26 protein-coding genes and 1 tRNA gene are annotated in these 23,779 nt (G+C 41.9%); 22 read left to right on the plus strand and 5 right to left on the minus strand.

Features of this window, described 5'->3' with window-relative positions; translation table 11 throughout:
• Positions 1–53 precede the first annotated feature (53 nt).
• The gene (locus tag G9X63_RS00550) at positions 54–923 is read right to left on the minus strand and encodes a carbon-nitrogen hydrolase (protein ID WP_252623260.1); all 870 of its coding nucleotides are present in this window, start codon (positions 921–923) and stop codon (positions 54–56) included.
• A gap of 120 nt (positions 924–1,043) precedes the next feature.
• On the opposite strand from G9X63_RS00550, the gene G9X63_RS00555 reads away from it, so the two are divergent.
• The 3 genes from G9X63_RS00555 to G9X63_RS00565 all read left to right on the plus strand — a co-directional run bounded on the left by G9X63_RS00555 (position 1,044) and on the right by G9X63_RS00565 (position 4,568).
• On the plus strand, positions 1,044–2,525 hold the full coding sequence (locus tag G9X63_RS00555; protein WP_252623262.1) for a glycine--tRNA ligase: 1,482 nt from the start codon (positions 1,044–1,046) through the stop codon (positions 2,523–2,525).
• 19 nt (positions 2,526–2,544) lie between these two features.
• On the plus strand, positions 2,545–4,434 hold the full coding sequence (locus G9X63_RS00560; RefSeq protein ID WP_252623264.1) for a DUF349 domain-containing protein: 1,890 nt from the start codon (positions 2,545–2,547) through the stop codon (positions 4,432–4,434).
• 61 nt (positions 4,435–4,495) lie between these two features.
• Positions 4,496–4,568, plus strand: a tRNA-Thr gene (locus tag G9X63_RS00565).
• Between the two features lie 182 nt (positions 4,569–4,750).
• On the opposite strand, the gene G9X63_RS00570 is transcribed toward G9X63_RS00565, so the two are convergent.
• Complete coding sequence (locus tag G9X63_RS00570) at positions 4,751–5,044, minus strand: winged helix-turn-helix transcriptional regulator (protein WP_161566421.1); 294 nt, start codon at positions 5,042–5,044, stop codon at positions 4,751–4,753.
• A gap of 132 nt (positions 5,045–5,176) precedes the next feature.
• On the opposite strand from G9X63_RS00570, the gene G9X63_RS00575 reads away from it, so the two are divergent.
• The 6 genes from G9X63_RS00575 to G9X63_RS00600 all read left to right on the plus strand — a co-directional run bounded on the left by G9X63_RS00575 (position 5,177) and on the right by G9X63_RS00600 (position 9,062).
• On the plus strand, positions 5,177–6,268 hold the full coding sequence (locus G9X63_RS00575) for a right-handed parallel beta-helix repeat-containing protein (protein ID WP_130923140.1): 1,092 nt from the start codon (positions 5,177–5,179) through the stop codon (positions 6,266–6,268).
• A gap of 16 nt (positions 6,269–6,284) precedes the next feature.
• Complete coding sequence (locus G9X63_RS00580) at positions 6,285–6,953, plus strand: LamG domain-containing protein (RefSeq protein WP_130923139.1); 669 nt, start codon at positions 6,285–6,287, stop codon at positions 6,951–6,953.
• A 67-nt stretch (positions 6,954–7,020) separates the two neighbouring features.
• Positions 7,021–7,326, plus strand: a complete 306-nt coding sequence (locus tag G9X63_RS00585) for a 3-hydroxyacyl-CoA dehydrogenase family protein (RefSeq protein WP_262707938.1) — start codon at positions 7,021–7,023, stop codon at positions 7,324–7,326.
• 208 nt (positions 7,327–7,534) lie between these two features.
• Positions 7,535–7,774: a helix-turn-helix domain-containing protein gene (locus G9X63_RS00590; RefSeq protein ID WP_252623267.1), complete on the plus strand. Its 240-nt coding sequence runs from the start codon at positions 7,535–7,537 to the stop codon at positions 7,772–7,774.
• Complete coding sequence (locus G9X63_RS00595) at positions 7,749–8,072, plus strand: HipA N-terminal domain-containing protein (RefSeq protein ID WP_252623270.1); 324 nt, start codon at positions 7,749–7,751, stop codon at positions 8,070–8,072. Before G9X63_RS00590 ends, G9X63_RS00595 begins: the two co-directional genes overlap by 26 nt.
• A gap of 3 nt (positions 8,073–8,075) precedes the next feature.
• The gene (locus G9X63_RS00600) at positions 8,076–9,062 is read left to right on the plus strand and encodes a type II toxin-antitoxin system HipA family toxin (protein ID WP_252623273.1); all 987 of its coding nucleotides are present in this window, start codon (positions 8,076–8,078) and stop codon (positions 9,060–9,062) included.
• A gap of 2 nt (positions 9,063–9,064) precedes the next feature.
• On the opposite strand, the gene G9X63_RS00605 is transcribed toward G9X63_RS00600, so the two are convergent.
• Positions 9,065–10,036 (minus strand): glycosyltransferase family 9 protein, encoded by a 972-nt coding sequence (locus G9X63_RS00605; protein ID WP_252623276.1) that lies wholly within the window; start codon positions 10,034–10,036, stop codon positions 9,065–9,067.
• Positions 10,037–10,110: 74 nt separating this feature from the next.
• Between G9X63_RS00605 and G9X63_RS00610 the strand changes: the two genes are divergently transcribed.
• The gene (locus tag G9X63_RS00610; RefSeq protein WP_252623279.1) at positions 10,111–11,328 is read left to right on the plus strand and encodes a M24 family metallopeptidase; all 1,218 of its coding nucleotides are present in this window, start codon (positions 10,111–10,113) and stop codon (positions 11,326–11,328) included.
• Here the strand turns inward: G9X63_RS00610 and G9X63_RS00615 are convergent.
• Positions 11,314–12,663, minus strand: coding sequence for an ATP-binding cassette domain-containing protein (locus tag G9X63_RS00615; protein WP_252623282.1), 1,350 nt, complete (start codon positions 12,661–12,663; stop codon positions 11,314–11,316). The genes G9X63_RS00610 and G9X63_RS00615 overlap by 15 nt on opposite strands.
• Positions 12,664–12,700: 37 nt before the next feature.
• Here G9X63_RS00615 and G9X63_RS00620 point away from each other — a divergent pair, with 37 nt between their 5' ends.
• Together G9X63_RS00620 and G9X63_RS00625 are read left to right on the plus strand one after the other, a co-directional pair.
• Positions 12,701–14,209 carry a serine hydrolase domain-containing protein gene (locus G9X63_RS00620; protein WP_252623283.1) on the plus strand — a complete coding sequence of 503 codons (1,509 nt, stop codon included), beginning with the start codon at positions 12,701–12,703 and terminating at the stop codon, positions 14,207–14,209.
• Positions 14,210–14,294: 85 nt separating this feature from the next.
• Entirely contained in the window at positions 14,295–15,287 is a 993-nt protein-coding gene (locus G9X63_RS00625) for a sugar phosphate isomerase/epimerase family protein (RefSeq protein WP_252623285.1), read from the plus strand.
• Between the two features lie 49 nt (positions 15,288–15,336).
• On the opposite strand, the gene G9X63_RS00630 is transcribed toward G9X63_RS00625, so the two are convergent.
• The gene (locus tag G9X63_RS00630) at positions 15,337–16,347 is read right to left on the minus strand and encodes a glycoside hydrolase family 43 protein (RefSeq protein WP_252623287.1); all 1,011 of its coding nucleotides are present in this window, start codon (positions 16,345–16,347) and stop codon (positions 15,337–15,339) included.
• Positions 16,348–16,394: 47 nt separating this feature from the next.
• Between G9X63_RS00630 and G9X63_RS00635 the strand changes: the two genes are divergently transcribed.
• The 10 genes from G9X63_RS00635 (at position 16,395) to G9X63_RS00680 (ending at position 23,770) form a co-directional block, all read left to right on the plus strand.
• The gene (locus tag G9X63_RS00635) at positions 16,395–17,429 is read left to right on the plus strand and encodes a Gfo/Idh/MocA family oxidoreductase (protein WP_252623289.1); all 1,035 of its coding nucleotides are present in this window, start codon (positions 16,395–16,397) and stop codon (positions 17,427–17,429) included.
• 1 nt (position 17,430) lies between these two features.
• Positions 17,431–18,054, plus strand: a complete 624-nt coding sequence (locus G9X63_RS00640; RefSeq protein ID WP_130897023.1) for a Crp/Fnr family transcriptional regulator — start codon at positions 17,431–17,433, stop codon at positions 18,052–18,054.
• 58 nt (positions 18,055–18,112) lie between these two features.
• The gene (locus G9X63_RS00645; protein ID WP_252623291.1) at positions 18,113–19,522 is read left to right on the plus strand and encodes a hypothetical protein; all 1,410 of its coding nucleotides are present in this window, start codon (positions 18,113–18,115) and stop codon (positions 19,520–19,522) included.
• Positions 19,523–19,612: 90 nt separating this feature from the next.
• Complete coding sequence (locus G9X63_RS00650; RefSeq protein WP_130897021.1) at positions 19,613–20,434, plus strand: sulfite exporter TauE/SafE family protein; 822 nt, start codon at positions 19,613–19,615, stop codon at positions 20,432–20,434.
• Positions 20,435–20,466: 32 nt separating this feature from the next.
• Entirely contained in the window at positions 20,467–21,885 is a 1,419-nt protein-coding gene (locus tag G9X63_RS00655) for an MBL fold metallo-hydrolase (protein ID WP_130897020.1), read from the plus strand.
• A 2-nt stretch (positions 21,886–21,887) separates the two neighbouring features.
• Positions 21,888–22,160, plus strand: coding sequence for a rhodanese-like domain-containing protein (locus G9X63_RS00660; RefSeq protein WP_252623293.1), 273 nt, complete (start codon positions 21,888–21,890; stop codon positions 22,158–22,160).
• Positions 22,161–22,194: 34 nt separating this feature from the next.
• Complete coding sequence (locus G9X63_RS00665; protein WP_252623295.1) at positions 22,195–22,404, plus strand: hypothetical protein; 210 nt, start codon at positions 22,195–22,197, stop codon at positions 22,402–22,404.
• Entirely contained in the window at positions 22,382–22,594 is a 213-nt protein-coding gene (locus tag G9X63_RS00670; protein ID WP_252623298.1) for a hypothetical protein, read from the plus strand. The genes G9X63_RS00665 and G9X63_RS00670 overlap by 23 nt, the downstream gene beginning before the upstream one ends.
• 100 nt (positions 22,595–22,694) lie before the next feature.
• The gene (locus G9X63_RS00675) at positions 22,695–23,255 is read left to right on the plus strand and encodes a YeeE/YedE family protein (RefSeq protein WP_130923122.1); all 561 of its coding nucleotides are present in this window, start codon (positions 22,695–22,697) and stop codon (positions 23,253–23,255) included.
• Positions 23,256–23,323: 68 nt separating this feature from the next.
• On the plus strand, positions 23,324–23,770 hold the full coding sequence (locus tag G9X63_RS00680; RefSeq protein WP_236633223.1) for a DUF6691 family protein: 447 nt from the start codon (positions 23,324–23,326) through the stop codon (positions 23,768–23,770).
• The last annotated feature ends 9 nt before the right edge of the window (positions 23,771–23,779 follow it).

Genomic DNA, 23,779 nt, shown 5'->3' on the forward strand with positions numbered 1-23,779 from the left:
AGCCGCCTGCGGCGACTTTTTGACTACTTCTGCTCTTTGAACTTTGCTCTTTGCTATTTGTCCAAAAACCGCTCCGTAATCCCACCATACGAATCAATCCTGCGATCTCTAAAGAAAGGCCAGGTTCTGCGGTAGTATTCGCTTGAATCGACGTCTACCTCTACTAGAGCAATTTCCTCTTGATCGTGCGAGGCTTGAAAAATCACGCGACCAAAGGCATTAGAGACAAAACTTCCTCCCCAAAATTGTTGGCCATTTTCGGTTCCAACGCGATTCACGGAAACGACTGGAACGCCGTTAGCAACAGAGTGAGAACGCTGAATGGTTTGCCAAGCTTGGTATTGTTCGCGGTTGATTTCACCGTCTTTCTCTTCTAAATCCCAACCGATAGCCGTTGGATAGACTAACACCTCTGCTCCTTGCAAAGCCGTTAAACGAGCTGCCTCCGGATACCATTGATCCCAGCAGATGAGCACCCCTATTTTGGCAAACTTCGTCTCAAAAACCTGATATCCTAAATCACCTGGCGTGAAATAATACTTCTCATAGTAGCCTGGATCATCTGGAATATGCATTTTACGATACTTACCCAGGTATTTCCCGTCTGCATCAATGACCGCAGTAGTGTTATGGTAAAGACCTGCCGCCCGTTTTTCGAAAAGAGAGGCGACGATTACCACGTTTAATTCGGCTGCCAAAGCACCTAATTCATCTGTCGATGGACCGGGAATCGCCTCAGCCAAAGCAAAGAAATCCTGCTTTTCTTCGTAACAGAAATAGACCGACTTGAACAATTCTTGCAAGCAAATCACTTGGGCACCCTTAGAGGCGGCGTCGCGAATGGAGCTAATCGTTTTTTGCCAGTTTTCTGAAACAGTTGTGCTGCAGGATAGCTGAATTAAGGCGAAGGAAACGTTTTTCATCAATATCTTGGTTTTTACCATGTTAATCAGGGCAAAATTAAGAAAAAACACGTTGCAAGCCTCATTCTTTGATTCTTTTCGGTAAATTGCAATCTAATACGATTGAAAAAAATTGATTTAATGGAAAATAAAAAACAGGATACCGCCTCGGCATTGAAGGATATTATTTCACACGCGAAAGAATATGGTTTCGTATTTCCTTCTTCGGAGATTTATGATGGTTTGCAAGCGGTATATGATTACGGTCAAAACGGTGTCGAGTTAAAGAATAACTTAAAAACGGTTTGGTATAAGGCGATGACGATGTTGAATGACAACGTAGTAGGTCTTGACGCCTCCATTTTTATGCACCCATTGACTTGGAAGGCTTCTGGTCACGTGGATTCGTTTAACGATCCAATGATTGATAACAAGGATTCTAAAAAACGTTACCGTGCTGATACTTTATTAGAAGAAAGAGCAGCACAATTAGAGGACGAGGGAAAAGAGGCTGAGGCGAAGGCTTTATTACAAAAGATGGCGAAATGCTTAGATGCAGGGGATTTAGAGGGAGTTCGCCAGATCATTATCGATGAAAATATCAAGTGTCCGGTTTCAAACACAGCTAATTGGACCGAGGTTCGTCAATTCAATTTGATGTTCTCGACTCAAGTAGGCGCGGTTTCAGAGGATGCAAGTTTAATTTATTTACGTCCAGAGACGGCTCAGGGAATCTTTGTGAACTTCTTAAACGTACAGAAGACGGGCCGTATGAAGGTTCCTTTCGGCATTGCCCAAATCGGAAAAGCCTTCCGTAACGAGATCGTTGCGCGTAATTTCATCTTCCGTATGCGGGAATTCGAACAAATGGAGATGCAATTCTTCGTTCGCCCTGGCACGGAAATGGAATGGTATGCGAAGTGGAAAGAAACACGTATGAAGTTCCACTTAGCCTTAGGAATTCCGGCTACTTCCTTGAAATTTCATGATCACGATAAACTAGCGCACTACGCAAATGCGGCGGTGGATATTGAGTATAAATTCCCGTTTGGCTTTAAAGAAATGGAAGGAATCCACTCGAGAACGGATTTCGATTTGAAAGCACACCAAGATTTATCGAGAAAAAAACAACAATATTTTGACCCTGAAATAAACGAAAATTACATACCTTATGTCGTTGAAACGTCTGTAGGAGCTGATCGTTTATTCTTAGCAATTCTTTGTAATGCGTATACAGAAGAGACGGTGGGCGAAGGAGAGCAAGAAAAACAACGTGTTTTCTTGAATTTCCATCCTGCTTTAGCTCCGGTGAAAGTAGCCGTTCTTCCTTTAGTGAAGAAGGATGGTTTAGCTGAGAAAGCACAAGAGATTGTTAACAGCATTAAATTTGCCTTTAATACCACGTACGACGATGGAGGCGCCATAGGCAAGCGTTATACCCGTCAAGATTTAATTGGAACACCGTATTGTGTGGTGGTAGATTACCAAACCATGGAAGACAACACCGTGACCGTTCGCGATCGCAACACGATGACCCAAGAGCGCATTTCTATAGCAGACCTAAAAGAGAAAATTGGTTATGCTGTATCGATGGAGCGTATTTTTGAAAAACTTTTAAGTTAAAACGCAAACAACGACGATTATGATCACCGAAGAGAGCAATCCAGCAGAAGAATTGGAAACCACTCCTACTCCAGAAGAAACACCGACAGAATCTATAGTCGAAACAGCAGCTCCGGCGGAAGTAGTTTTTCCTGTAGTGGAAGAAAAGGCCGTTGAATTTCCGGTTTTAGACCTTTCAAAAGCAACAAAAGAAAGCATTCTTGCCTTCTACGAGCAATTGAAAGCCATTCTTCAAGCAAGCGCCTCATCGGCGAACTTCAAAAAAGTAGACGAATTAACCAAGGAAGTGAGAACGGCTTGGGAAGCTATTAAGCAAGGCGAACGCGCTGAGGCTTTAGCTGCATTTAAGTCTACTAACGAAGATTCTGAAGAAGGATTCTCGTTCAAAGGGGATGAAATCTCGCAACAAATCGACGCTATCGCTGCCTTTATCCGTACGGAAAGAGGGGCATTCTTCTCTAATTTGGAGAAATTAAGAGAGAAGGCACTCGAAGGAAAAACGCGTTTAATTAATGAATTAAGAACATTAGTGGATTCGGATGATAATTCTGATCCGGCGCACGTGAATGCGAGCTTTAAAGCCTTCAAGAAAATTCAAGAAGAGTGGAAAGGTTTAGGCAGTGTGCAGGGGCCGATGAATCAGACGCTTTGGCAGAGTTATCATGCCTTAGTGGACCGTTTCTACAGCAATAGAAGCATTTTCTTCGAACTATTAGAATTAGATCGCAAGAAGAATTTACAGGCCAAAGAAGGTATCGCCACTAAACTAGAAGCTTTAGCAGCAGAAATTTCAAAAGGCGGAGCTTTACAGAAATTATTAAAAGAGGCGGAAGAGCTGTTTGAAGAATACAAACACATCGGACCAGCGAACAGAGATGATAATGAGTCACTTTGGACGCGTGTGAAGAAATCTTTGGATGTACTTTTCGAACAAAAAAGAGCTATCAACGATGCCCAAAAGCAAGTTTTCGAAGAAAATCTCAAAGTGAAACGCGAGATCGGCGACTTAATGAAGCATTATGCCAACTTCACTTCTGCGAACATCAGCGAATGGAACCAAGCTTCGAAAGCGGTATTAGCACTTCAAGAGCAATGGAATAACTTGAAAGGTGGATTACCCCGTGATGGAGGAAAAGAAGTGAGTCACAACTTTTGGTCTGACTTAAAAACCTTCTTCAAACACAAGAGCGAATTCTTCTCGAAGATCGACGCAGAGCGCAAGGCTAACTTAGCCGCGAAGCAATTGTTGATCGACCAGGTGAACGGTATCGTAGAAACAGGCACCATCACTCCTGAAGTGACCCAAATGGTCATCGAAACACAGAAAAAGTGGAAAGAGATCGGTCACGTACCGGAGAAACAAAAGGATTCTATCTACGCGAAATTTAAGGCAGCATGTGATGCTTACTTTAATTTAACTCGTGAAAAGGGTAAGAATGCGAAAGACGTAGAGTTCGAAGCTAATTTAGAAGCTAAGCAAGCGATATTGAAAGAGATGGAGGCTATGCTTAAGGATCCTAGCCTATTAGCTACCTTAGGCGAAAAGAAAGCAGCTTGGGATGCTATCGGTTTCGTACCTCGTAACAATGTGAAAGCCATTCAAGAAAGTTTCCGCACAACGTGGAATGCTTTAATCGATTTAGCACGCACACAACCGAAAGAGCAGCTGGCTGCTTGGGGTTTTGAATTAAAATCTTTGGCATCTGAAGCAAATACAGGAGGAGAAGAGAAAAAATCGGCTTCTCAAGATGCGCGCAAGAAAATCCAAGCCTTGGAAAATGATATCGCCGTGTTAACCAATAACTTAGAATTCTTTGCGAAGTCTAAAAACAGCGATAAGCTGCGTGCGGAGGTAGAAAAGAAAATTGAAGCGGCTGAAAAAGAATTAGAAAAACTGAAAAAAAGTTAATTTTTTTCACACTCGGTTTTGCGATTTAGGAGAATAACACTACTTTTGTAAACCGAAATGCGCCTCCTTAGCTCAGCTGGTAGAGCAACTGATTTGTAATCAGTAGGTCATTGGTTCGATCCCGATAGGAGGCTCTGAAAATAAGGCAGTTATAACGAAAGTTATAGCTGCTTTTTCATTTGTACCAGATTTGTACCAAAAACTTATCTCCCCTTCCTCCATTCTCCACTCCACCGTATCCGATTTTATTATGGGTAATATTCTTGCACAAATCAAGGGCCTCAATTACGGCAGAGAAATATTTTTGGATTTTTTTCTATAATTTCGACTCTATCTGCTTTGCAAAATGAGAATTTCCCCAATTTGCAACTTCTACTAAAACCGGCATAAGACTGATTCCAGCATCGGTTAAATTATATTCAACTCTTTGAGGCAGCTCATCTGATTCTAATCGATTAATTAACCCTAGTGACTCTAAATCTTTCAACTCTTTAGAAAGGACCTTGTTTGAAATGGCTGGCATCAATTGATTTAATTTACCAAAACGGATCGTCTTATCCCCAATACAATTCAAAATAATTGGTTTCCATTTACCACCAATAATTGACATAGTTCGGGTTACGGGACATTGGAATGGATTATCAATAAAACGCATATACTGGTTACTTAGAGGTTACTACTAATTGATTTCTGGTTACAAATGTATACCAATATTCCGTAGTTTTGAAAAAAATAATTATATATGAAAAAAGTATTGATTTTAGGACTATGCTATTTGATGGCATCTTATCATGTTCTAGCACAGCAAAAGGAAATGATTTATGTGAATGCAAATTCAGGTAATGATGACGCAGCTGGTTCTCAAATGACGCCATTAAAATCGTTGTTTGAGGCTGCTAAGCGTGTGAATAAATTAGCTGGCAAAGGAAGTATACAAGTTTTCTTGTCAGAAGGTACGTATGGACTTGCTGAAACCGCTACATTCAATCCCACACAATGGGTATTTTCAAAACAAGATCGCCTCGAAATTCGCGCGGAGATTTTACCAGATAGTTCAGCTTGGGAACCTAATAAAATGCCCATAATTGTTTCGACAATGCCATTTAAACTTGAACGTGATGATAAGAAAGTAATCACGGGCGGTTCAAATTATGGTATTTTAATCGAAAGCAGTCACGCTACCATTCAAGGACTTCGTATATTAGGTGAGCCTGTGCATGAAAAACCCAAAGCGGGTGTACTCGTTCGAAATTATCCAATCGTATGGGAAGGTAAAAACTTGAGTGATTTGCGCGTTACACAATGCCAGTTTCTAGGAAATCAATTCGCATTACCTAACCACTTGGGCATATTATCCAATGGAAAACAATTAGAAGTCGATCATTGTGTCTTTTATGGGGTAAAAGATGCTGTAGTGATGTGGAATGCACCTGCGGAACAATCTAGCATGCATCATAATTTGATTTTGAATAGTTACGGTGCAGCTGTTTGGACCTGGTCAACAACACCTGACTTCAAATTTTATAACAATGTCATGAGTGGAATCAACGTCTTGTGGGTATTAGAGAAAGAAGCAAAAAATGCTTTCCAGATTCAGAATTCTATGGTTATTGGCTATAATCAATTAGTGAATCAAGGTGGAGGCCCACAAGATTTTGGTACACCAGCCGATCCAAAGAAATTGATGTATGGTTCTGATTTTGTTCTTCAAAAAACAGGCGGTTTATCTATCGAGGAAGACCAAACAAGTCGTTATTATTTACAAATAAAACCTGGAACTTTAGGAACTTCTTATGGGGCGGGGTTATTTTATAAATCATCAAATGAGAAATAAGGGTTTTATAGCCGTAATGATATTGTTGGCCGCACCCATGTATGGTCAGCAATTCACTTGGGAAAAGCAAACGTTTTCCGCCATTAATTCAATTGCTAAAGTAGTTGAATTAGACGGAGCAAAAGTTTTAGAAGTTACTAGAGACTTAGTCAAATCTCCCTTTGATATCAATAATATTGAGAACTCTGTGGATGGACCGACCTTTGTTAAGTTGGCAAATACTGACATCGAAAATGGTATCATCGAAGTGAAGATGTTAAGTAAGATTCAAGTAGATTCACCGTTCCCACAAGCAAGAGGATTCATCGGTTTGGCCTATCGCATCGATGAGGCGAATACCCAATTTGAGAATATTTATTTGCGACCAAGTAATGGTCGAGCTGATGACCAACTGCGCAGAAACCATACTGTTCAGTATTTTGCCTATCCTGGTTATACTTTCAGCCGCTTGCGAAAAGAAGCTAATGGCTTATATGAAACCTATGCGGATATCGGATTAAACGAATGGATAGATGTCCGATTAGAATATCAAGGAGAGAAGGTCACTTTGTTTATTAACAACCAAAAGTCACCAAATTTTATTGTCAACAAAATGTTGGGCAAATCAACGCGAGGAAGCATTGGTTTGTGGGTAGAAGTAGGGACAATTGGCTACTTTAAAGACTTGAAAGTAACGAAGAATTAAATAAAAAAGGGGCTTAATTAATAGCCCCTTTTTTTATTTACTTGAAAAATAACTCAATACGATTTCGTTGAACTCTTTCGGATTCGTTGTAAACCGTATGCTGCAAGCAACCCGTAAAGAAGCCCTGAATTTATTAGATTTGGGAATTGCCTCCGTGGAAGATATTGACCAGGCTGTTATAAAAGGTCTCGGCTATCCGATGGGCCCATTTCAGTTACTCGACTTAACAGGCATCGATTTAGCTTATCATGTTGGAATGGAAAAATACCAGGCATCAGGAAATGAAGATGATAAACCATCTCCAACCATCGTAGAGAAGTTCAACAAAGGGGAATGGGGTAAGAAAGTGGGTAAGGGATTTTATACTTATTGATGCTTGACTTCGTTCAATCCTAATAGGGGTTTCTGAGAAGCTCGACAGCAATGTCGGGCTTTTTTGTTGCCCTCTCCTCTGATAATTTCCCCTGTAAACTGATTATTTTCTTACAAATCCACAATTGCAACTAAAAGTGCACTATATTGCACAAATCTGCCTAAATCAGCCTACAGTAATCATTAATTACAAACAAAAGAGCAATATAATGCACCATCAATACATCATAGAAACACTAAAAAAGCGACGAATTACGCTTCAAGTGAACCAAGAGACCCTTGCTGTACTGTCCGGAGTAGGCCTGCGAACGGTCAAACAATTTGAAAGCGGAAAAGGAAATCCTACCTTGGAGACGATTCAAAAACTAGCCGATGTACTAGGACTTGAAATGCAATTAACTATCAAAAAATTAGAGACAGAAAATGAGGACAGCGACGATATTGTATAAGACTGAACCTGCAGGAATTTTGACTCAACTGAATAATGGCAGTTTTCATTTTCAGTATTTGGAGACATGGATAGAAGATAAAAAAAAGCCGGCCATTAGCTTAACCATGCTTAAGTCAAAAAAGGAATTTAAGTCCCCTCACCTATTTCCAGTTTTCTTTCACTTGTTACCAGAGGGAGCCAATAAGCAGGCGGTTTGCAAGTTCAAGAAGATTGATCCGTCGGATCATTTTGGCATACTATTACATACCGCTCAATTCGATACGATAGGTGCGATAACGATTGAACAAATAGACTGATAAGTGAATATACAACTGCTTTCCTACTGCCCAAGTACACTAGCTAAAGGTCATTCCAGTTACTGCCGATCTGCGATTCAGCGACTATTCTCGAGTCACAAGGTGCATCATGTGCTGCCCTATGATTCACCGGCGAGTTCAGACGAGGTTTCTGGTATTTTCTTTGAGAATAGAACGATTATGTCTATTTCTGGAGTACAGGAGAAGTTTTCACTCCTACTAGAGAAGAATAAGCTTCGATTAGCACAGCCGGGGGAAAGTGGTCATTATTTACTAAAGCCAATTCCTACTCTGGGAAAGAACAAGCATCTGATGCCTGCAAACGAGCATTTGACGATGCAGATAGCTAAACAGGTTTTTCAAATAGATACGGCAGAGAATGGGATTGTTTTCTTCCAAAATGGGGAAATGGCCTATTTGACGAAACGATTTGACCGAGATGAAGCTGGACTGAAACGAGGGAAAGAGGACTTTGCAGTTTTGGCAAACAGAACACCACAAACACACGGGGCGAATTACAAATACGAAGGAAATTACCTCGAATTGTTCCAAATCATGCAGCAATATGTGCCTGCCTATGCCACCGAGGCCCCTAAACTATTTAAAATCATCTTGTTTAATTACCTGTTTTCGAATGGAGATGCCCATTTAAAGAATTTCTCCCTACTAGAAACAGTGGATGGCGATTACATTCTGAGCCCGGCCTATGATTTATTGAATTCTCAATTACATATCGCAGATAGCGATTTTGCCTTACTAGGTGGCTTATATCCGAAGGCGCAATACCAGGGAAAATTAATCAATCAGTTTATACACTTGGGAAAAATGGCGAATATCCCTGAAAAAATGGTAGAACGAATTCTCGAACAAATGCAGGCGAATTCGACTGAGATTGAAATGTTGATTCGACGCTCCTTTCTAGAAGAAAGTGCTCAGAAAAACTATTACCAAAGTTACCAGGGACGGTTGAAACGATTGAAATACACGTAGCATTACCACATTTTATCCACCTGCCTTACAATCTCCGGCAAATCCTGTTTTTTCATACACGCAAAATGTCCTTTAGGACAGGTCTTTGTACCGAAATTCGAACAAGGCTGGCAACTTAAATCTGGAACAATGGATTGAAAAACCTGCGCTTTTGAATCAACCGGCATCAAAGGCTCCACCTGCAAAGCTGGCGATGTGGCACCCCAGATAGCGATTACATTCTTTTCAAAGGCACAAGCAATGTACAACATTCCGGTGTCGTGCGAGATGACGACACGGGCTTTGGCAACCATCAAAGCAGATTCATGCAAGGAATAAGTGCCACAAGTATTTACAATTCGCGATGGGTCCACTAATGCCAATGCATCGCCATCTTCCTTCTCCTCCTTGCCTCCAACTAATACAATCAGATGAGGAATCTGTGCACACAACGTCTGTAATGATTCTATTGGCAATTTCTTCGTGGCATACGAAGCGCCAATGACTAATGCGACATAACCTACTGGGAAAAAAGTGGGCTCCTTTACTTCAGATGGCACAAAATAATCCAAACCTTTTCCATCATAGACAACCCCTAAAGGTGCTAATGCATCCACACTACGCAATGAAATGTGGCGATCGGCCATATTATTCACGTGGAATTTGGTCAATAAAAACTTCTCTACACTTAGCTTATTGTACGATAAATAGGAAACCCCTAAGGCTAAGCGAATCCGCAAACTGCGCAGATTCTTGTGCAAATCGATAATGTAATCGAATTTGTAGGCTTTTAATTCTTGGATGGTGGAAGCAAGATCTTTGTCAAAATAATGGAACTGGTCCACGTAAGGATTCGCCTCCGAAACGGCTTTCATCGACTTCTTTGTCAAGAAATGAATCTCAACGCCTGGTATCTGCTGCTTCGCACAACGCAAGGCTGGAGAAGCTAAAACGATGTCGCCAATGGCCGAGAAACGAATAAAAAGTAGCCGCATAGGTAAATTCTGAATTTAAAGTTAATTCATCCCGGGAGAATTTCTATTGTAAATGTTTTATTTTAAATTTAGCTATGCAACGTAGAAACTTCATTAAAGGGGGCCTCTTGGCTTCTACCCTCTCTTTAAAATCCTCCATTCCGGCTTTAACGCCTATCGAATTTACACCCATCAATGCGGAAGAACGTAAGATGCGCGTGGCAAAGGCGCAAAAATTGATGGCTGAGAAGCAGATTCAGGCCATTATTTTAGATGCAGGGATAAATATGAATTATTTTACGGGCATCAACTGGCATCCTTCAGAACGGTCGATGTTAGCGGTCATTCCGGTGAAAGGTGAAATAAACTTCATTTGTCCGGCTTTTGAAGAAGATCGGTTTCTAGAGATGGCTCCAGCAGGAACTAAGGTGTCCATCTGGGAGGAAGATGAGAATCCTTTTGCATTGACTACATGTGTATTGAAAGGGATAGGAATTGAGAAGGGCCAAATAGGTATGGATGAATTCTGTCGTTTCTTCATCTTCGATGGATTGCGCAAATCAGATGCTAGCTTTCAATTCGTGAGCGCAGATCCGATTACCATTCCGTGTCGAATCATTAAATCGGCTACAGAAATTGCCTTAATGCAAAAAGCAAACGATGCGACAGTAAAGGCGATTCAGGCCGGAATTGCAGCTTTATCGATCGGGTGTACACCTCGTCAAATCTCCCAGAAGATCGCTCAAGCTCACGCAGAGCAAGGTGCGATGCACGGTTTTGCGTCAGTGACTTTTGGGGTGGCTACTTCGTTTCCACATGGAAGTTCGAGAAAACAAATTTTGAAATCTGGCGATGTGGTGATGTTAGATTGCGGATGTAGCGTGGGAGGATATGAATCAGATATAACTAGGACCGTTGTTTTTGGGGAGCCTAGCGCGAAGCAAAAACAGATCTGGGATTTAGAGAAAAAGGCACAGCAAGCGGGTTTTGAGGCCGCTAAATTAGGAGCGCCGGCTGAAAACGTAGATTTTGCTGCGCGTAAAGTATTGATTGACGCAGGCTTTGGCCCTGATTATAAATTACCTGGACTGCCACACCGTACCGGTCACGGCATTGGAATGAGTGGTCACGAATGGGGAAATATGGTGCGCGGAAATAAAGCGCCACTTGAAATAGGCATGTGCTTCAGCATTGAACCGACGATTGCGATTCCTGGGGAATTTGGGATACGTTTAGAAGATTGCGCTTATATGACGGCAGATGGCCCTAAATGGTTCTCACATCCAAGCAAATCCATCTCAGAGCCGTTTTAATTCCAACACCTGATTCACACAAGACGGAATATCACGCTCATAATGACTGACGTATAATAAGGTCATGTCTGATTTTTCTGCTAAATAATCAAGCACCGACTTAAGGTGCTCTGTTTGAACACGGTCTAGTCCTTGACATGGCTCGTCGAGTATCAAGAGTTCAGGATTCTTGACCAAAGCACGCGTAATCAACACCATACGCTGCTCCCCACCCGAAATCTTCAAGAATGATCTCTCTTTCAAATGAGCGATGCCCATTACTTGCATCCAATGATTCACTTGATCCGATTGCTCCTCGGTTAAGCGCTTAAACAACCCAAGTGTATCAAACAAACCGGAGGCCACCACCGAAAAGCAAGAACCGCCCTCCTTAAAATACAAATGCAACTCCGGACTCAAATATCCAATTTTGCGTTTAATGTCCCAAATACTTTCTCCTGATCCACGCTTTCGGTCAAACAAGATGATATTCTGAGAATAAGCCTGTGGATTATCTGCCGTAATTAAACTAATCAAAGTCGACTTCCCAGCCCCATTGGGACCTTTAATCGCCCAGCGCTCTCCCCTATTAACTTGCCAGCTGAAATCACGTAAGATCGTTTTCGTTCCGTATTTGATCTGCACCTTTTCCATTTTCACAGCAGTTTCGAAAGGGTCTAATGGCCGCAGTAAAGGTTCAGGTTTCGCGGGGGTATCTTGTGACAATGGCAATTCAATCACCTGATTAATGAAATCAGGCACATCGCCTGGCGAAGAAACGAGTATGAATTGGATGCCTTTCGAGTCAAGCGATACTAATCCTTTGGTGAGAATTTCCCGGCCATTTACATCCAGACCCACATAGGGATTGTCCAAAATCAACCAATCTGGCTGGTAAGCTAATGATTTAACAATTTGCAGGCGTTTGTTCTCACCATTGGACAGTTGAATTAAGGGGCGTTTCAGAAGTCCCGATAGTTCAAAAATCGAAACCCAATCCTCTATTTCGAATCCAGCTAATTCCTCCTCCACCGTATAGGCATCCTCGCAATCCGAAGAATTAAAACGCTGTTGTAAATAAAATTCAGAGAGGTTACTGCGATTCTTAAACTGGTGCTGTTGCTCTACAAGCATCACATAGGCTCTTTTATCTGGATTTCGACAAGAAAAAAAGACCTCGCCCGTTCTAAACAATCGTCCGGCTAAGGCTTTTGCCAAAGAGGTCTTCCCTGATCCCATCGGTCCTACGATGGCCGTTTTTTGGCCAGATAAAATCTGAAAAGAGATCGATGAGACGACGGGTTTAGCTCCAAGGGAGACCGAAACGTCCGAAATTTTAGCGAGGCAATTATCCAAGAATATTTCCTATTTTTAACAAAAATAAACCTATTCGATGAAAAAAGCCTCATTCCTCTCCGGACTCTTGTTCCTGTGTAGTTTTACTATCCTTGCCCAATCTCTACCACACAGTACGCCAGAAGCAGAAGGCGTGTCTTCCGAAGCTATCATCAAATTCATCGAGGGCTATTCCTCGGACAAACACGAATTACACTCCTATATGCTGATTCGCCACGGAAAAGTGATTTCTGAGGCATGGTGGAAGCCCTATGCAGCCGATAAAAAACATACGATGTATAGTGTTTCCAAAAGCTGGACCTCCACCGCCATCGGCTTCGCCGTGGCTGAAAAGCGTCTGACGGTACAAGATAAAGTCCTTTCTTTTTTTCCAGAGCATGCAGACCTGAAAGACAAACCCTTTTTAGCCAACCTACGCATTCAGGACCTCTTAACGATGTCTGCTGGTCACGAAAAAGAGCCTCTACGCAGTGTGATCGTCTTTTCACCCGATTGGGTTCGTGGATTTTTGAACTACCCTATCGCGCATAAACCTGGCACGAAATTTTTATACAATACATTAGCCACCTATATGTTGTCTGCGATTATCCAAAAAGTGACGGGAATGACCACATTGGACTATTTAAAACCACGCTTGTTAGATCCATTACACATCAGCGGTATCGACTGGGAAGCTGACCAAAAAGGTATCAATGTGGGCGGCTGGGGCATCCGAGTGAAGACAGAAGATATGGCCAAACTCGGTTTATTGTATTTAAACAAAGGTAAATTCGAAGGAAAGCAAATCTTGCCAGCAGCCTGGGTGGAAGAAGCCACAAGCAAACACATCGACCAAGAACCAGATGCGAGCGAAGATAAAAAGGCTAATGGACAATATGCGGATTGGTTGCAGGGCTATGGCTACCAGTTTTGGCGTTCTAGAAACGGGGCATTTAGGGGCGACGGAGCCTATGGTCAGTATATTTTGATGATGCCAGCGCAAGATGCTGTGCTTATTATCACGTCAGAATCTCAAGATTTGCCTGATGATTTGAACCAGGTTTGGAAAAACTTATTGCCAGCGTTTCAAGCGAAAGCCCTTCCTTCTAATCCTTCCGGGTTAAAAGCGCTAGCCGCATTTAATGCTAGCAGACAAATTAAAGCACCGGTTTCTAGCCTACAAGCGGCTTTGCCTACGAAAAGCTATTTATTAGGAACTAACCCACTGGATTTCCGCCAATTCAAGGTCGATTCAAAAGGGACGTTAACCATCACAACTAAAGATTCCACACAGCACGAATTTAAACTGGCTCAAGGTTCTTGGGCTACAGGAAAGTCAAACCTAGTGGGCCCTTACATGTTGAGAGCTGCCAGAGTTGACTTAGCCAAAAAAGCCCCATTTGATTACGCTGGATCGTATCGATGGATTGATGCGGAGACGCTGGAGATCACCTTATTGTATTATGAAAGTCCGCACCATTGGACGATTACGTTAAAAGGCGAACAAGTTTCCGTGGTCAATTCATTTGAACCCCAAAACGAAATCAAGATCCCACAACGGAAATAGGTGGGATTTCGTCGCAAAATTTGACCCGCAGGATATAAATTTCGGGATATATTCGTAAAATGAACTCAGAAACCTATTCTTACCTATGAAAAATAACAACAACACATCGCGTCGTCAGTTTTTGGCGGCCGGCTCACTCGCCTCTTTAGGCCTTTTGTGGGCATCAAATTCCTCTTTTAGTTTCGCGAAACCAAACTCTGTTTTTGGTGGCGTTCAAATAGGCGCGATAACGTATTCTTTCCGCGGCATGCCGGGAGACATCAAACAAATCATCCAATACTGCGTAGAATCAGGCGTTTCAGCCATTGAATTAATGGGAGATGCCGTGGAAGATTACGCAGGACGTCCGGCAAATCCGGTACCGATGCGTTGGACACCTGGTCAACCCCGCCCTACTTTAACCGATGAACAAAAGGCAGCACTAGCACAATACCAAAAAGAGGTGGCTGCTTGGCGCGAATCTGTTTCCATGGATAAATTCAAGGAAGTGCGCAAGATGCTTGATGACGCGGGTATCTCTGTGTATGCCTACAAGCCGAATGCCTTTGGCGAGAAAAACTCGGATGCCGAGGTGGAGTCAGCTTTACGCGCTGCTAAAGTGTTAGGTGCCAAATCGGTTACTTTAGAATTACCCTCTGCTGCGCAGACACAACGTTTGGGGGCTTTGGGAGAGAAACATAAGATCTATTTTGGCTACCATACCCATACACAGGTGAAAGATACCGTGTATGATGAGGCTTTGGCCCAAAACAAATACAATTCCATTAACCTAGATGCAGGTCACTACATCGCCGTGGGAGCGCCTCACACGACTGCTTCCTTGATTGCGTTTATTGAAGCGAAACATGACCGCATCTCCAGCATGCACATTAAAGACCGTACATCGAAAGAACATGGCGCTGGAAACCTAGCTTGGGGCAATGGCGACACTCCTTTGAAAGAGTTGTTGACGTTAATGAAGAAAAATAAGTATAAATTCCCTGCGACAGTTGAACTAGAATACGAAGTTCCGGCAGGATCTACGGCAGTAGAAGAAGTGAAAAAATGCGTGGCGTATGCTAAGAATATACTAGCTTAAAATAGGCATCTAAAAAAGGCCGCCTCGTTATTCGAAGCGGCCTTTCTTTTTATTTATACGCATCTATCGTCTCAATACTGCCATCCGGTCGGTATTTCAACTCAGTCACTTTGATATTTCTAAGGTGGGTCTTGCCTGAGATTTCCACATCGTGGTAATATAAATACCATTTGCCACTTTGTTCTACGATCGAATGGTGGTTCGTCCAGCCTTTCACCGGCTTTAAGATAACTCCTTGGTAGGTAAATGGTCCATAAGGACTAGTTCCTGTGGCATAAGCGATGTTATGCGTATCGCCAGTAGAATAAGAGAAATAGTATTTCCCTTGGTATTGATGTACAAAAGCAGCTTCGAAGAAACGGCGATCATGGTCTTCAGATAATAATATTTTCCCGTTTGCATCTAAAATCTGTACGTTTCGCGGAGCTTCTGCCATCTGCTTCATATTCGCATCTAAACGAGCTACTTTGGCCATCAAAGCAGGCTGACCATTGGCTGGTTGCGACTCATCTGTAGCACCATAAGTACCCGACTTCCAGCGTTGTAATTGACCTCCCCAGATTCCGCCAAAATACAGATAAGACGTACCGTCTTTATCTTTAAACACACAAGGATCGATACTGAACGAACCTTTCATATACTCTTTCTCTGCTTTAAAAGGGCCCTCTGGCTTAGAGGAAGAGGCTACTCCAATACGGAAAATACCCTCCTTATCCTTCGCTGGGAAATACAAATAGTAGGTTCCTTTCGATTCAGCAGCATCCGGAGCCCAAAGCATCTTGGATGCCCAAGCCACATCTTCTAGCTTCAAAGCCACACCGTGGTCAACCACCGGACTTGCGGGCGTCTTTTGAGATAACACATGGTAATCATTCATCGCAAAGTGACTTCCTAAATCATCTTCTTTTACCCCGGCATCGATGTCATGTGAAGGGTAAATGTAAATTTGGCCCTGAAATAGGTGGGCCGAAGGATCAGCTGTGAACATATGCGAAACCAACGGCTTCGACTGCCCTAGTGCAGTTAAACTTAGTAGGCTTAAAGCGAGTATTTTTTTCATGTTAAATCGTTTATGTTTAAAGGTCTGAATTGTTTATTTTTACTTCTATGAAACCGATCGAAACCGCTTTACTGTCTTTTGGAATGTCTGGCCGCGTTTTTCACGCCCCATTTATTCAGTTACATCCTGGATTCAATTTACAAGGATCTTGGGAGCGCTCCAAGAAAAATATCGAGAATGCCTACCCTGGAACATCCTCCTACGATTCGATGGAAGCCGTTTTAGCCGATCCTTCGATTGAGTTAATCATCGTTAACACTCCCATTTATTCCCATTTTGAATATGCTACCGCTGCCTTGAAAGCCGGAAAGCACATCGTTGTGGAGAAAGCCTTTACTTGCAACGCAGCTGAGGCAGAAAAACTCGTATCGTTAGGGAAAGAAGTGAATAAAAAGATTTTTGTTTACCAAAACCGCCGTTGGGATTCCGATTTCCTAACGCTGAAAAAGGTATACGAATCAGGTGTATTAGGCGATATCGTCGAAGCTGAGTTTCACTTTGATCGCTACAACCCACTCATGTCTCCTAAACGACATAAAGAAGATGCAGGTCCCGGCGCTGGAATTGTGACCGATTTAGGTCCCCATTTAATTGATCAAGCTTTGCACTTATTTGGTAAACCAACGCATGTATTTGCGGATTTACGCAAGACAAGACCTGGAACAGAGGTCATCGACTTGTTTGAGATACTTTTGTATTATCCAGCCTTGCGCGTTCGCTTAAAAAGTGGATATTACTTCAAAGAACCCATTCCAGCCTTCCAATTGCACGGAACGAAAGGCAGTTTCATCAAAACCCGTTCCGATCGTCAAGAAGTTGATTTAGACAAAGGCCATGTTCCAATAGGTGAAAATTGGGGTGTGGATGCTCCAAGTGAATACGGATTATTACACGTGGACGGAAACAGTCCAGAGCGCGTTGCTTCTGAAAAAGGCGAGTATATGGCATTCTATGAAAATGTTTTCCAATCTTTGCGTTACGGTGCGGTACCAGCAGTACCTGGAGAAGATGGAATCGCCAGTATGCGTGTCATCGATGCCGCCTATGAAAGTCTAGAAAAACAAGCAGTTATCTCGTATTAAAATGGAATTATTCAATCAGTTTGAGCCTGAATTAAGTAAAAAGATTCAACAAGCCGGTGTCGTTCGTAAATTCAAAACGGATGATTACTTGATGAAAACAGGACAATCCATTCGTTCAGCTGTCTTAGTGACAAAAGGCATCATTAAGGTATTCCGTGAAGATGAGGAGGGCAACGAAGTTTTTATGTACAACCTGCATCCGGGTGAGGCTTGCGCTATTTCCATGACTTGTGCGGCGAGGCAATTATCGTCTCAGATTATGGCCAAAGCCCTCGTAGACACCGAAGTCATCGCCATTCCAGTAGAATTAATGGACGAATGGGCCGCTAAATACAAGTCTTGGTACCAATTTGTGTTAGAGACCTACCGTTCTCGCTTTGAAGAATTATTGGACACCTTAGATCAAATCGCGTTTAGAAATCTGGATGAGCGCTTACTTTGGTACCTAAAACAACACCAAAAAAGCCTAAAAACAAACATTTTAAAGGCTTCATTTACAGACATCGCTCAAGAGCTAAACTCCTCACGCGAAGTCATTTCTCGCTTGATGAAGAAGTTAGCCGAGAAAGGCTACATTAAAATCAATAAAAACCAGATTGAGATTGTGGATTTAAGGGGACTGTGATTTTCATCACGGACTAAGTCCCATTTTAGCGGCAATTTGCAGGCCTAAATACAAAAGCATGCAAAAAAACGCCTTATTCATCCTATTCTTAGTCTTATTTTCAGCTACATTGGTAGCTCAGCATCAAGAAATACACACGCCACCACATCTTTGGAAAGGTAAAAAAAGTGTCGCGGAGGATTCTACTTCCTTATTATTCGCTTTTAAACATGGAAAAGTACACGGTAATCTACGCTACTTTTTCATGGCCACAGAGAATCAAGATCATTTAACCGACGCCCATGCAAATGCAATGGGTGGTGGACTTTTTTATGAAACAGCTTCCTTTAGAGGATTTCAATTCGGAGTAGGTGGTTATTTTATCTACAATGTAGGTTCATCCGACATGACGCACATTGACCCTTACACTCAAACGGTCAGTCGTTATGAAACATCCCTATTCGACCTGGAAAATTTAGCCAACAAGCACGACTTAGATCGATTAGAAGAATTATACCTGAAATACAACTTTAAAAAATCTCATATTGCTTTAGGAAAACAGCTCATTAATACGCCATTTATCAATTTACAAGATGGAAGAATGCGCCCTACGGAGGTAGGCGGATTGTTTGGCGAGATTTTCCCAGGGAAAAAGAATAAACTAGAGGGAGGATACTTATATGAAATTTCTCCACGCGGAACGGTGGATTGGTATGGTATAGGGGAATCTATTGGAATTTACCCAAATGGCACGAATGTAAATGGGACAAAAGGGAATTACAAAGGGAATATTGAATCCAATGGGGTCTATCTTCTAGGATACACACACCAATTGCCTCAAGGCAACTCGCTTAAGCTTTGGAATGTGTATGTGGATAATGTATTCAACACGAGTATGTTGCAATGGGATTTGAAACGGGGTGCTTGGGTAGCTGGAGTCCAATACACACAACAACACGCGGTTAACGAGGGTGGAAACGAAGACCCTACTAAAACCTATTTTTCACCTGATCAACATTCACGTGTGATTAGTACGAAGGTAGGTTATGAGACCGGAAATTGGAAAACTTCCCTTAATTATACACGCATCACCGCTGAAGGCCGTTATTTAATGCCGCGTGAATGGGGACGTGATCCTTTTTATACTTTTATGCCTCGGGAACGAAATGAAGGTTTTGGCGATGTAAATGCGTATGTGGGGAAAGTCAATTATGCTTTTGCCAAAGCTCCTCTAAAGGCTAGCCTCAGCTATGGCTATTTTCAACTACCAGATGTAAAGAACTATGCGTTGAACAAATATGGCTTGCCTAGCTACACGCAATTGAATCTGGATCTCACCTATGAATTCACCGATTTCTTGGAAGGTTTAGAAATTCAGGCTTTGTATGTTCATAAAGCAAATCGTGGTAATACCTATGAAAATGAAAAATACATCATCAATAAGGTCAATATGAGCAATTATAACCTGATTTTGAACTTTCACTTTTGATGAAAACTTTTTTTAGGCTTGTGATAAAAATCACGAATTAGCTCTAAAAATGGCTCCAAATTTGTATCAACAAAAAACAATAGTAAACGCATGGAAATTATAGGTTATTTCGCCTCCCTACTTATCGGAATTTCACTGGGCTTAATCGGCGGTGGTGGTTCCATTTTAACAGTACCCGTATTAGTTTACCTTTTCGGAGTTGACCCCATTTTAGCAACCGCATATTCCCTTTTCGTGGTAGGTGCTAGTTCATTAGTAGGCGCATTCCCTAAGTACAAGCAAGGTTTAATCAACGTAAAAACGGCTGTCATTTTCGGTATCCCATCCATCGCAGCCGTTTATGCCACTAGAAAATTCATTGTTCCTCTGATCCCCTCAGAGGTATTCACACTAGGAGACTTCGTGGTAACTAAATCCATTTTAATGATGGTTTTATTTGCCATCCTAATGGTAGCGGCTTCCATCTCCATGATTCGCGGTAAATGCGAACAGTGTGAAAAGGAAAAATTAGGTACTTACGTAGAAGAAGAGCAAGTGTTCAACTACCCAATGATCCTATTAGAAGGAGCTGTAGTAGGTACATTAACCGGCTTAGTAGGTGCTGGCGGAGGATTCTTAATCATACCAGCCTTAGTCATGCTTTCTAAATTATCTATGAAACAAGCAGTAGGGACTTCCCTATTGATCATCGCCGCTAAATCATTAATCGGATTTACAGGAGATTTAGGTCACCAAGTCATCGATTGGAACTTATTGTTAATCGTTACAGGTCTTGCTATTGTAGGTATTTTCTTAGGCGATATCATTAGTAAAAAAGTAGACGGAAATAAATTAAAAGTAGGTTTTGGATGGTTTGTTTTAGTGATGGGTATCTATATCCTGATCCAGCAATTAGCCTTCCCATTAAAATAAATAAACACATTCACAGCATAATAATTACGAAAATGAAAGTAGAACAAATTTACACTGGATGTTTAGCACAAGGTGCTTATTACATCGAGAACAACGGAGAAGCAGCGATTATCGATCCACTTCGTGAAGTACAACCTTACATCGAGAAAGCAGAGCGTAACGGAGCTAAAATCAAGTATGTATTCGAAACTCACTTCCATGCTGACTTCGTTTCTGGTCACATTGACTTATCTGCCAAAACAGGCGCTCCTATCGTTTACGGTCCAAACGCTGCTTGTCAATTCGAATGTATCACGGCGACAGATGGCCAAGAATTCCCATTAGGAAATGCGACCATCCGTGTGATTCACACACCTGGTCACACGATGGAATCCACTTGTTTCCTTTTGATCGATGAAAATGGCAAGGAGACTAGTTTGTTCTCTGGTGACACCTTATTCATCGGTGATGTAGGTCGTCCAGATTTGGCACAAAAAGTGAAGGCTGACTTAACAGAAGATATCTTAGCGGGTCATTTATTCGATTCATTACGTAACAAAATCATGCCTTTAGCAGATGATATCATCGTCTATCCTGCGCACGGTGCGGGTTCTGCATGCGGTAAAAACATGAGCAAAGAGACAACGGATACATTGGGCAACCAAAAGAAGACCAACTATGCATTGAATCCAGCTTTAACAAGAGAAGCATTCAAAAAAGAGGTTTTAACAGGATTAGTTGCACCTCCAGCTTATTTCCCTTTGAACGTTTTGATGAATATTCAAGGATATGATTCGATTGACAAAGTATTAGAGCGCGGCCAACATGCCTTAAGTCCAGAAGGATTTGAAGCGGCAGCTAACGAAACGAGCGCGTTAATCTTAGATACACGTGATCCTCAAACTTTCGCAGCTGGATTCGTACCTAACTCGATTAACATCGGTATCGATGGATCTTTTGCTCCATGGGTAGGTGCTATGATTCCAGACATCAAACAAGAAATCTTGTTAGTCACTGATGAGGGACGCGAGGAAGAAGTAATTACTCGTTTAGCGCGTGTGGGTTATGACTTCACGATTGGCTATCTAAAGGGTGGATTTGCGTCTTGGAAAGCTGCAGGTAAGGAGTTTGACCAAATCGAATCTATCGAACCAGCTGAAGCATTCAAACGTGTACAAGCAGGCGAAGGTGAAATCATCGACGTTCGTAAGAATTCAGAATATTTATCTGAGCACGTGATTGATGTAGAAAATGCTCCCTTAGATTTCATCAATGATAGCATGTTGAAAATCGACAAAAACAAGACTTACTTTGTGCACTGCGCAGGTGGTTACCGTTCGATGATTTTCAACTCTACCCTAAGAGCACGTGGATACGATAACTTAATTGATATTAATGGTGGCTTCAAGGCGATCAAGGAGTCAGGTAAGTTCCAAGTGTCTGATTATGTATGTCCTTCAACCCTTTTATAATCATGGAAGATTTATTATCAAATCCAGCAACTACGGTTGTTGATGTCAGAGAAACAGGTGAATTTGCTGGTGGCCACTATGAAGGCGCGATCAATATTCCTCTGGGTATTATTCCCTTACGATTAGATGAATTCAAAGCAATGAACGGCCCCATTGTCGTTTACTGCAGAAGCGGTAATCGTTCAGGTATGGCGATGAACTTGTTAAAGCAAGCAGGTCTTTCTGAAGTATATAATGGCGGAGGATTACAGGATATGTTAATTTACCAAAACTAATATGCTAGCTAGCCTAACACAAAATTGGGGTTTCATGCGCATTATCCGCCTAGTTATAGGTGGATATGCGCTTGTTGAAGCTATTCGTACATCAGATGTACTGATTGGCATCATGGGCACCGTACTTGTAGGCATGGCCTTATTCAATCTAGGCTGTGGCGCACAAGGTTGTGGTGTACCTACCTCTCGCACTAAAACCACTCATTCAGATGACGTTGATTATGAAGAAGTTCTTTCAAAATAAGAGTTGGCAGATCTTGGGTGGACTTTTGGGCGGAATTGCCGGATATTTCTACTGGAAAGAAATTGGTTGTGTTACGGGCACCTGCCCCATTACCAGTAAGCCCCTGAATAGCATTATTTATTTCGCCGTTTTAGCTTATTTTGTAACGGGGACGATGGCTGGATTTAGAACATTGAAGAGAGGAGATTAAAGAGTATAGAGTAGAGATTTAACTAGTTCACTCTCTACTCTATGCTCTCCTATCTATACTCTTATTTATTACTGATTACTAACAATTAAATACCCTTACAATGGAAACAATTACCCAACCCTGGCCTTGGTACACGGCAGGAATTATTATCGGACTTATCGTTCCGGCCTTATTGATTTTAGGTAACAAGCACTTTGGAATCTCCGCAAATCTACGCCACGCCTGTGCCGTATGTTTACCCAGTAACATCCCTTTTTTCAAGTATGATTGGAGAAAAGAAACCTGGAATTTCTTCTTTGTGGGAGGAATCTTAGTGGGTGGTATAATTTCAACACTATACTTAGGATCTGGGGAGGCTGTTATCGTACATCCAGATTTAGCACAGGAATTAGCGAGCTATGGCATTACAGACTACTCAGGCATGGTACCTGCCCAATTATTTTCTTTTGAATCCTTATTTACTGTTCGTGGCCTAGTTATGATGGTAGGCGGCGGATTTCTAGTTGGATTCGGTGCGCGTTACGCAGGCGGATGTACTTCTGGACATGCGATTATGGGTCTATCTGACTTACAGTGGCCCTCATTAGTGGCTACCATCTGCTTTATGATAGGTGGTTTTATTATGGCTAATTTCATTTTACCCTTCATCTTACACTTATAATACCCATGGAAAATAAGACAAATCAACACACAAATCCAGCTGATTTTGAAGTACGTTCATTAGACACCATGTGTGTAAATGAATCGGAATTAAAGCACCCTTGGTACTATAACTTAAAATATAGCTTAGTTGGCGTTATTTTTGGCATTGTATTCATTAAAGCAGAAATCATCTCTTGGTTCAGAATTCAAGAAATGTTCCGCCTTCAAAGCTTCCACATGTACGGGGTGATTGGAACGGCTGTAGTGGTAGGAGCCATTTCAGTATTTTTAATCAAGAAATTCAAGGTTAAAACCATTCACGGAGAGGAAATTACTTTTACGGACAAGAAGTTTAATAAGGGCCAAATCATAGGTGGCTTAACTTTTGGTCTAGGATGGGCTTTAACTGGAGCTTGCCCAGGTCCTCTTTTCGCACAAGTAGGTTCAGGTGCCATCGTCATTCTAGTCGTTATTCTTAGTGCAACGGCGGGAACTTGGGTATATGGCAAGTTTAGAGATCAATTGCCGCATTAGGAGATACGA

It is taken from the genome of Aquirufa antheringensis, from assembly GCF_023921165.1.
In the GTDB taxonomy this organism is placed as follows: Bacteria; Bacteroidota; Bacteroidia; order Cytophagales; family Spirosomataceae; genus Aquirufa; species Aquirufa antheringensis.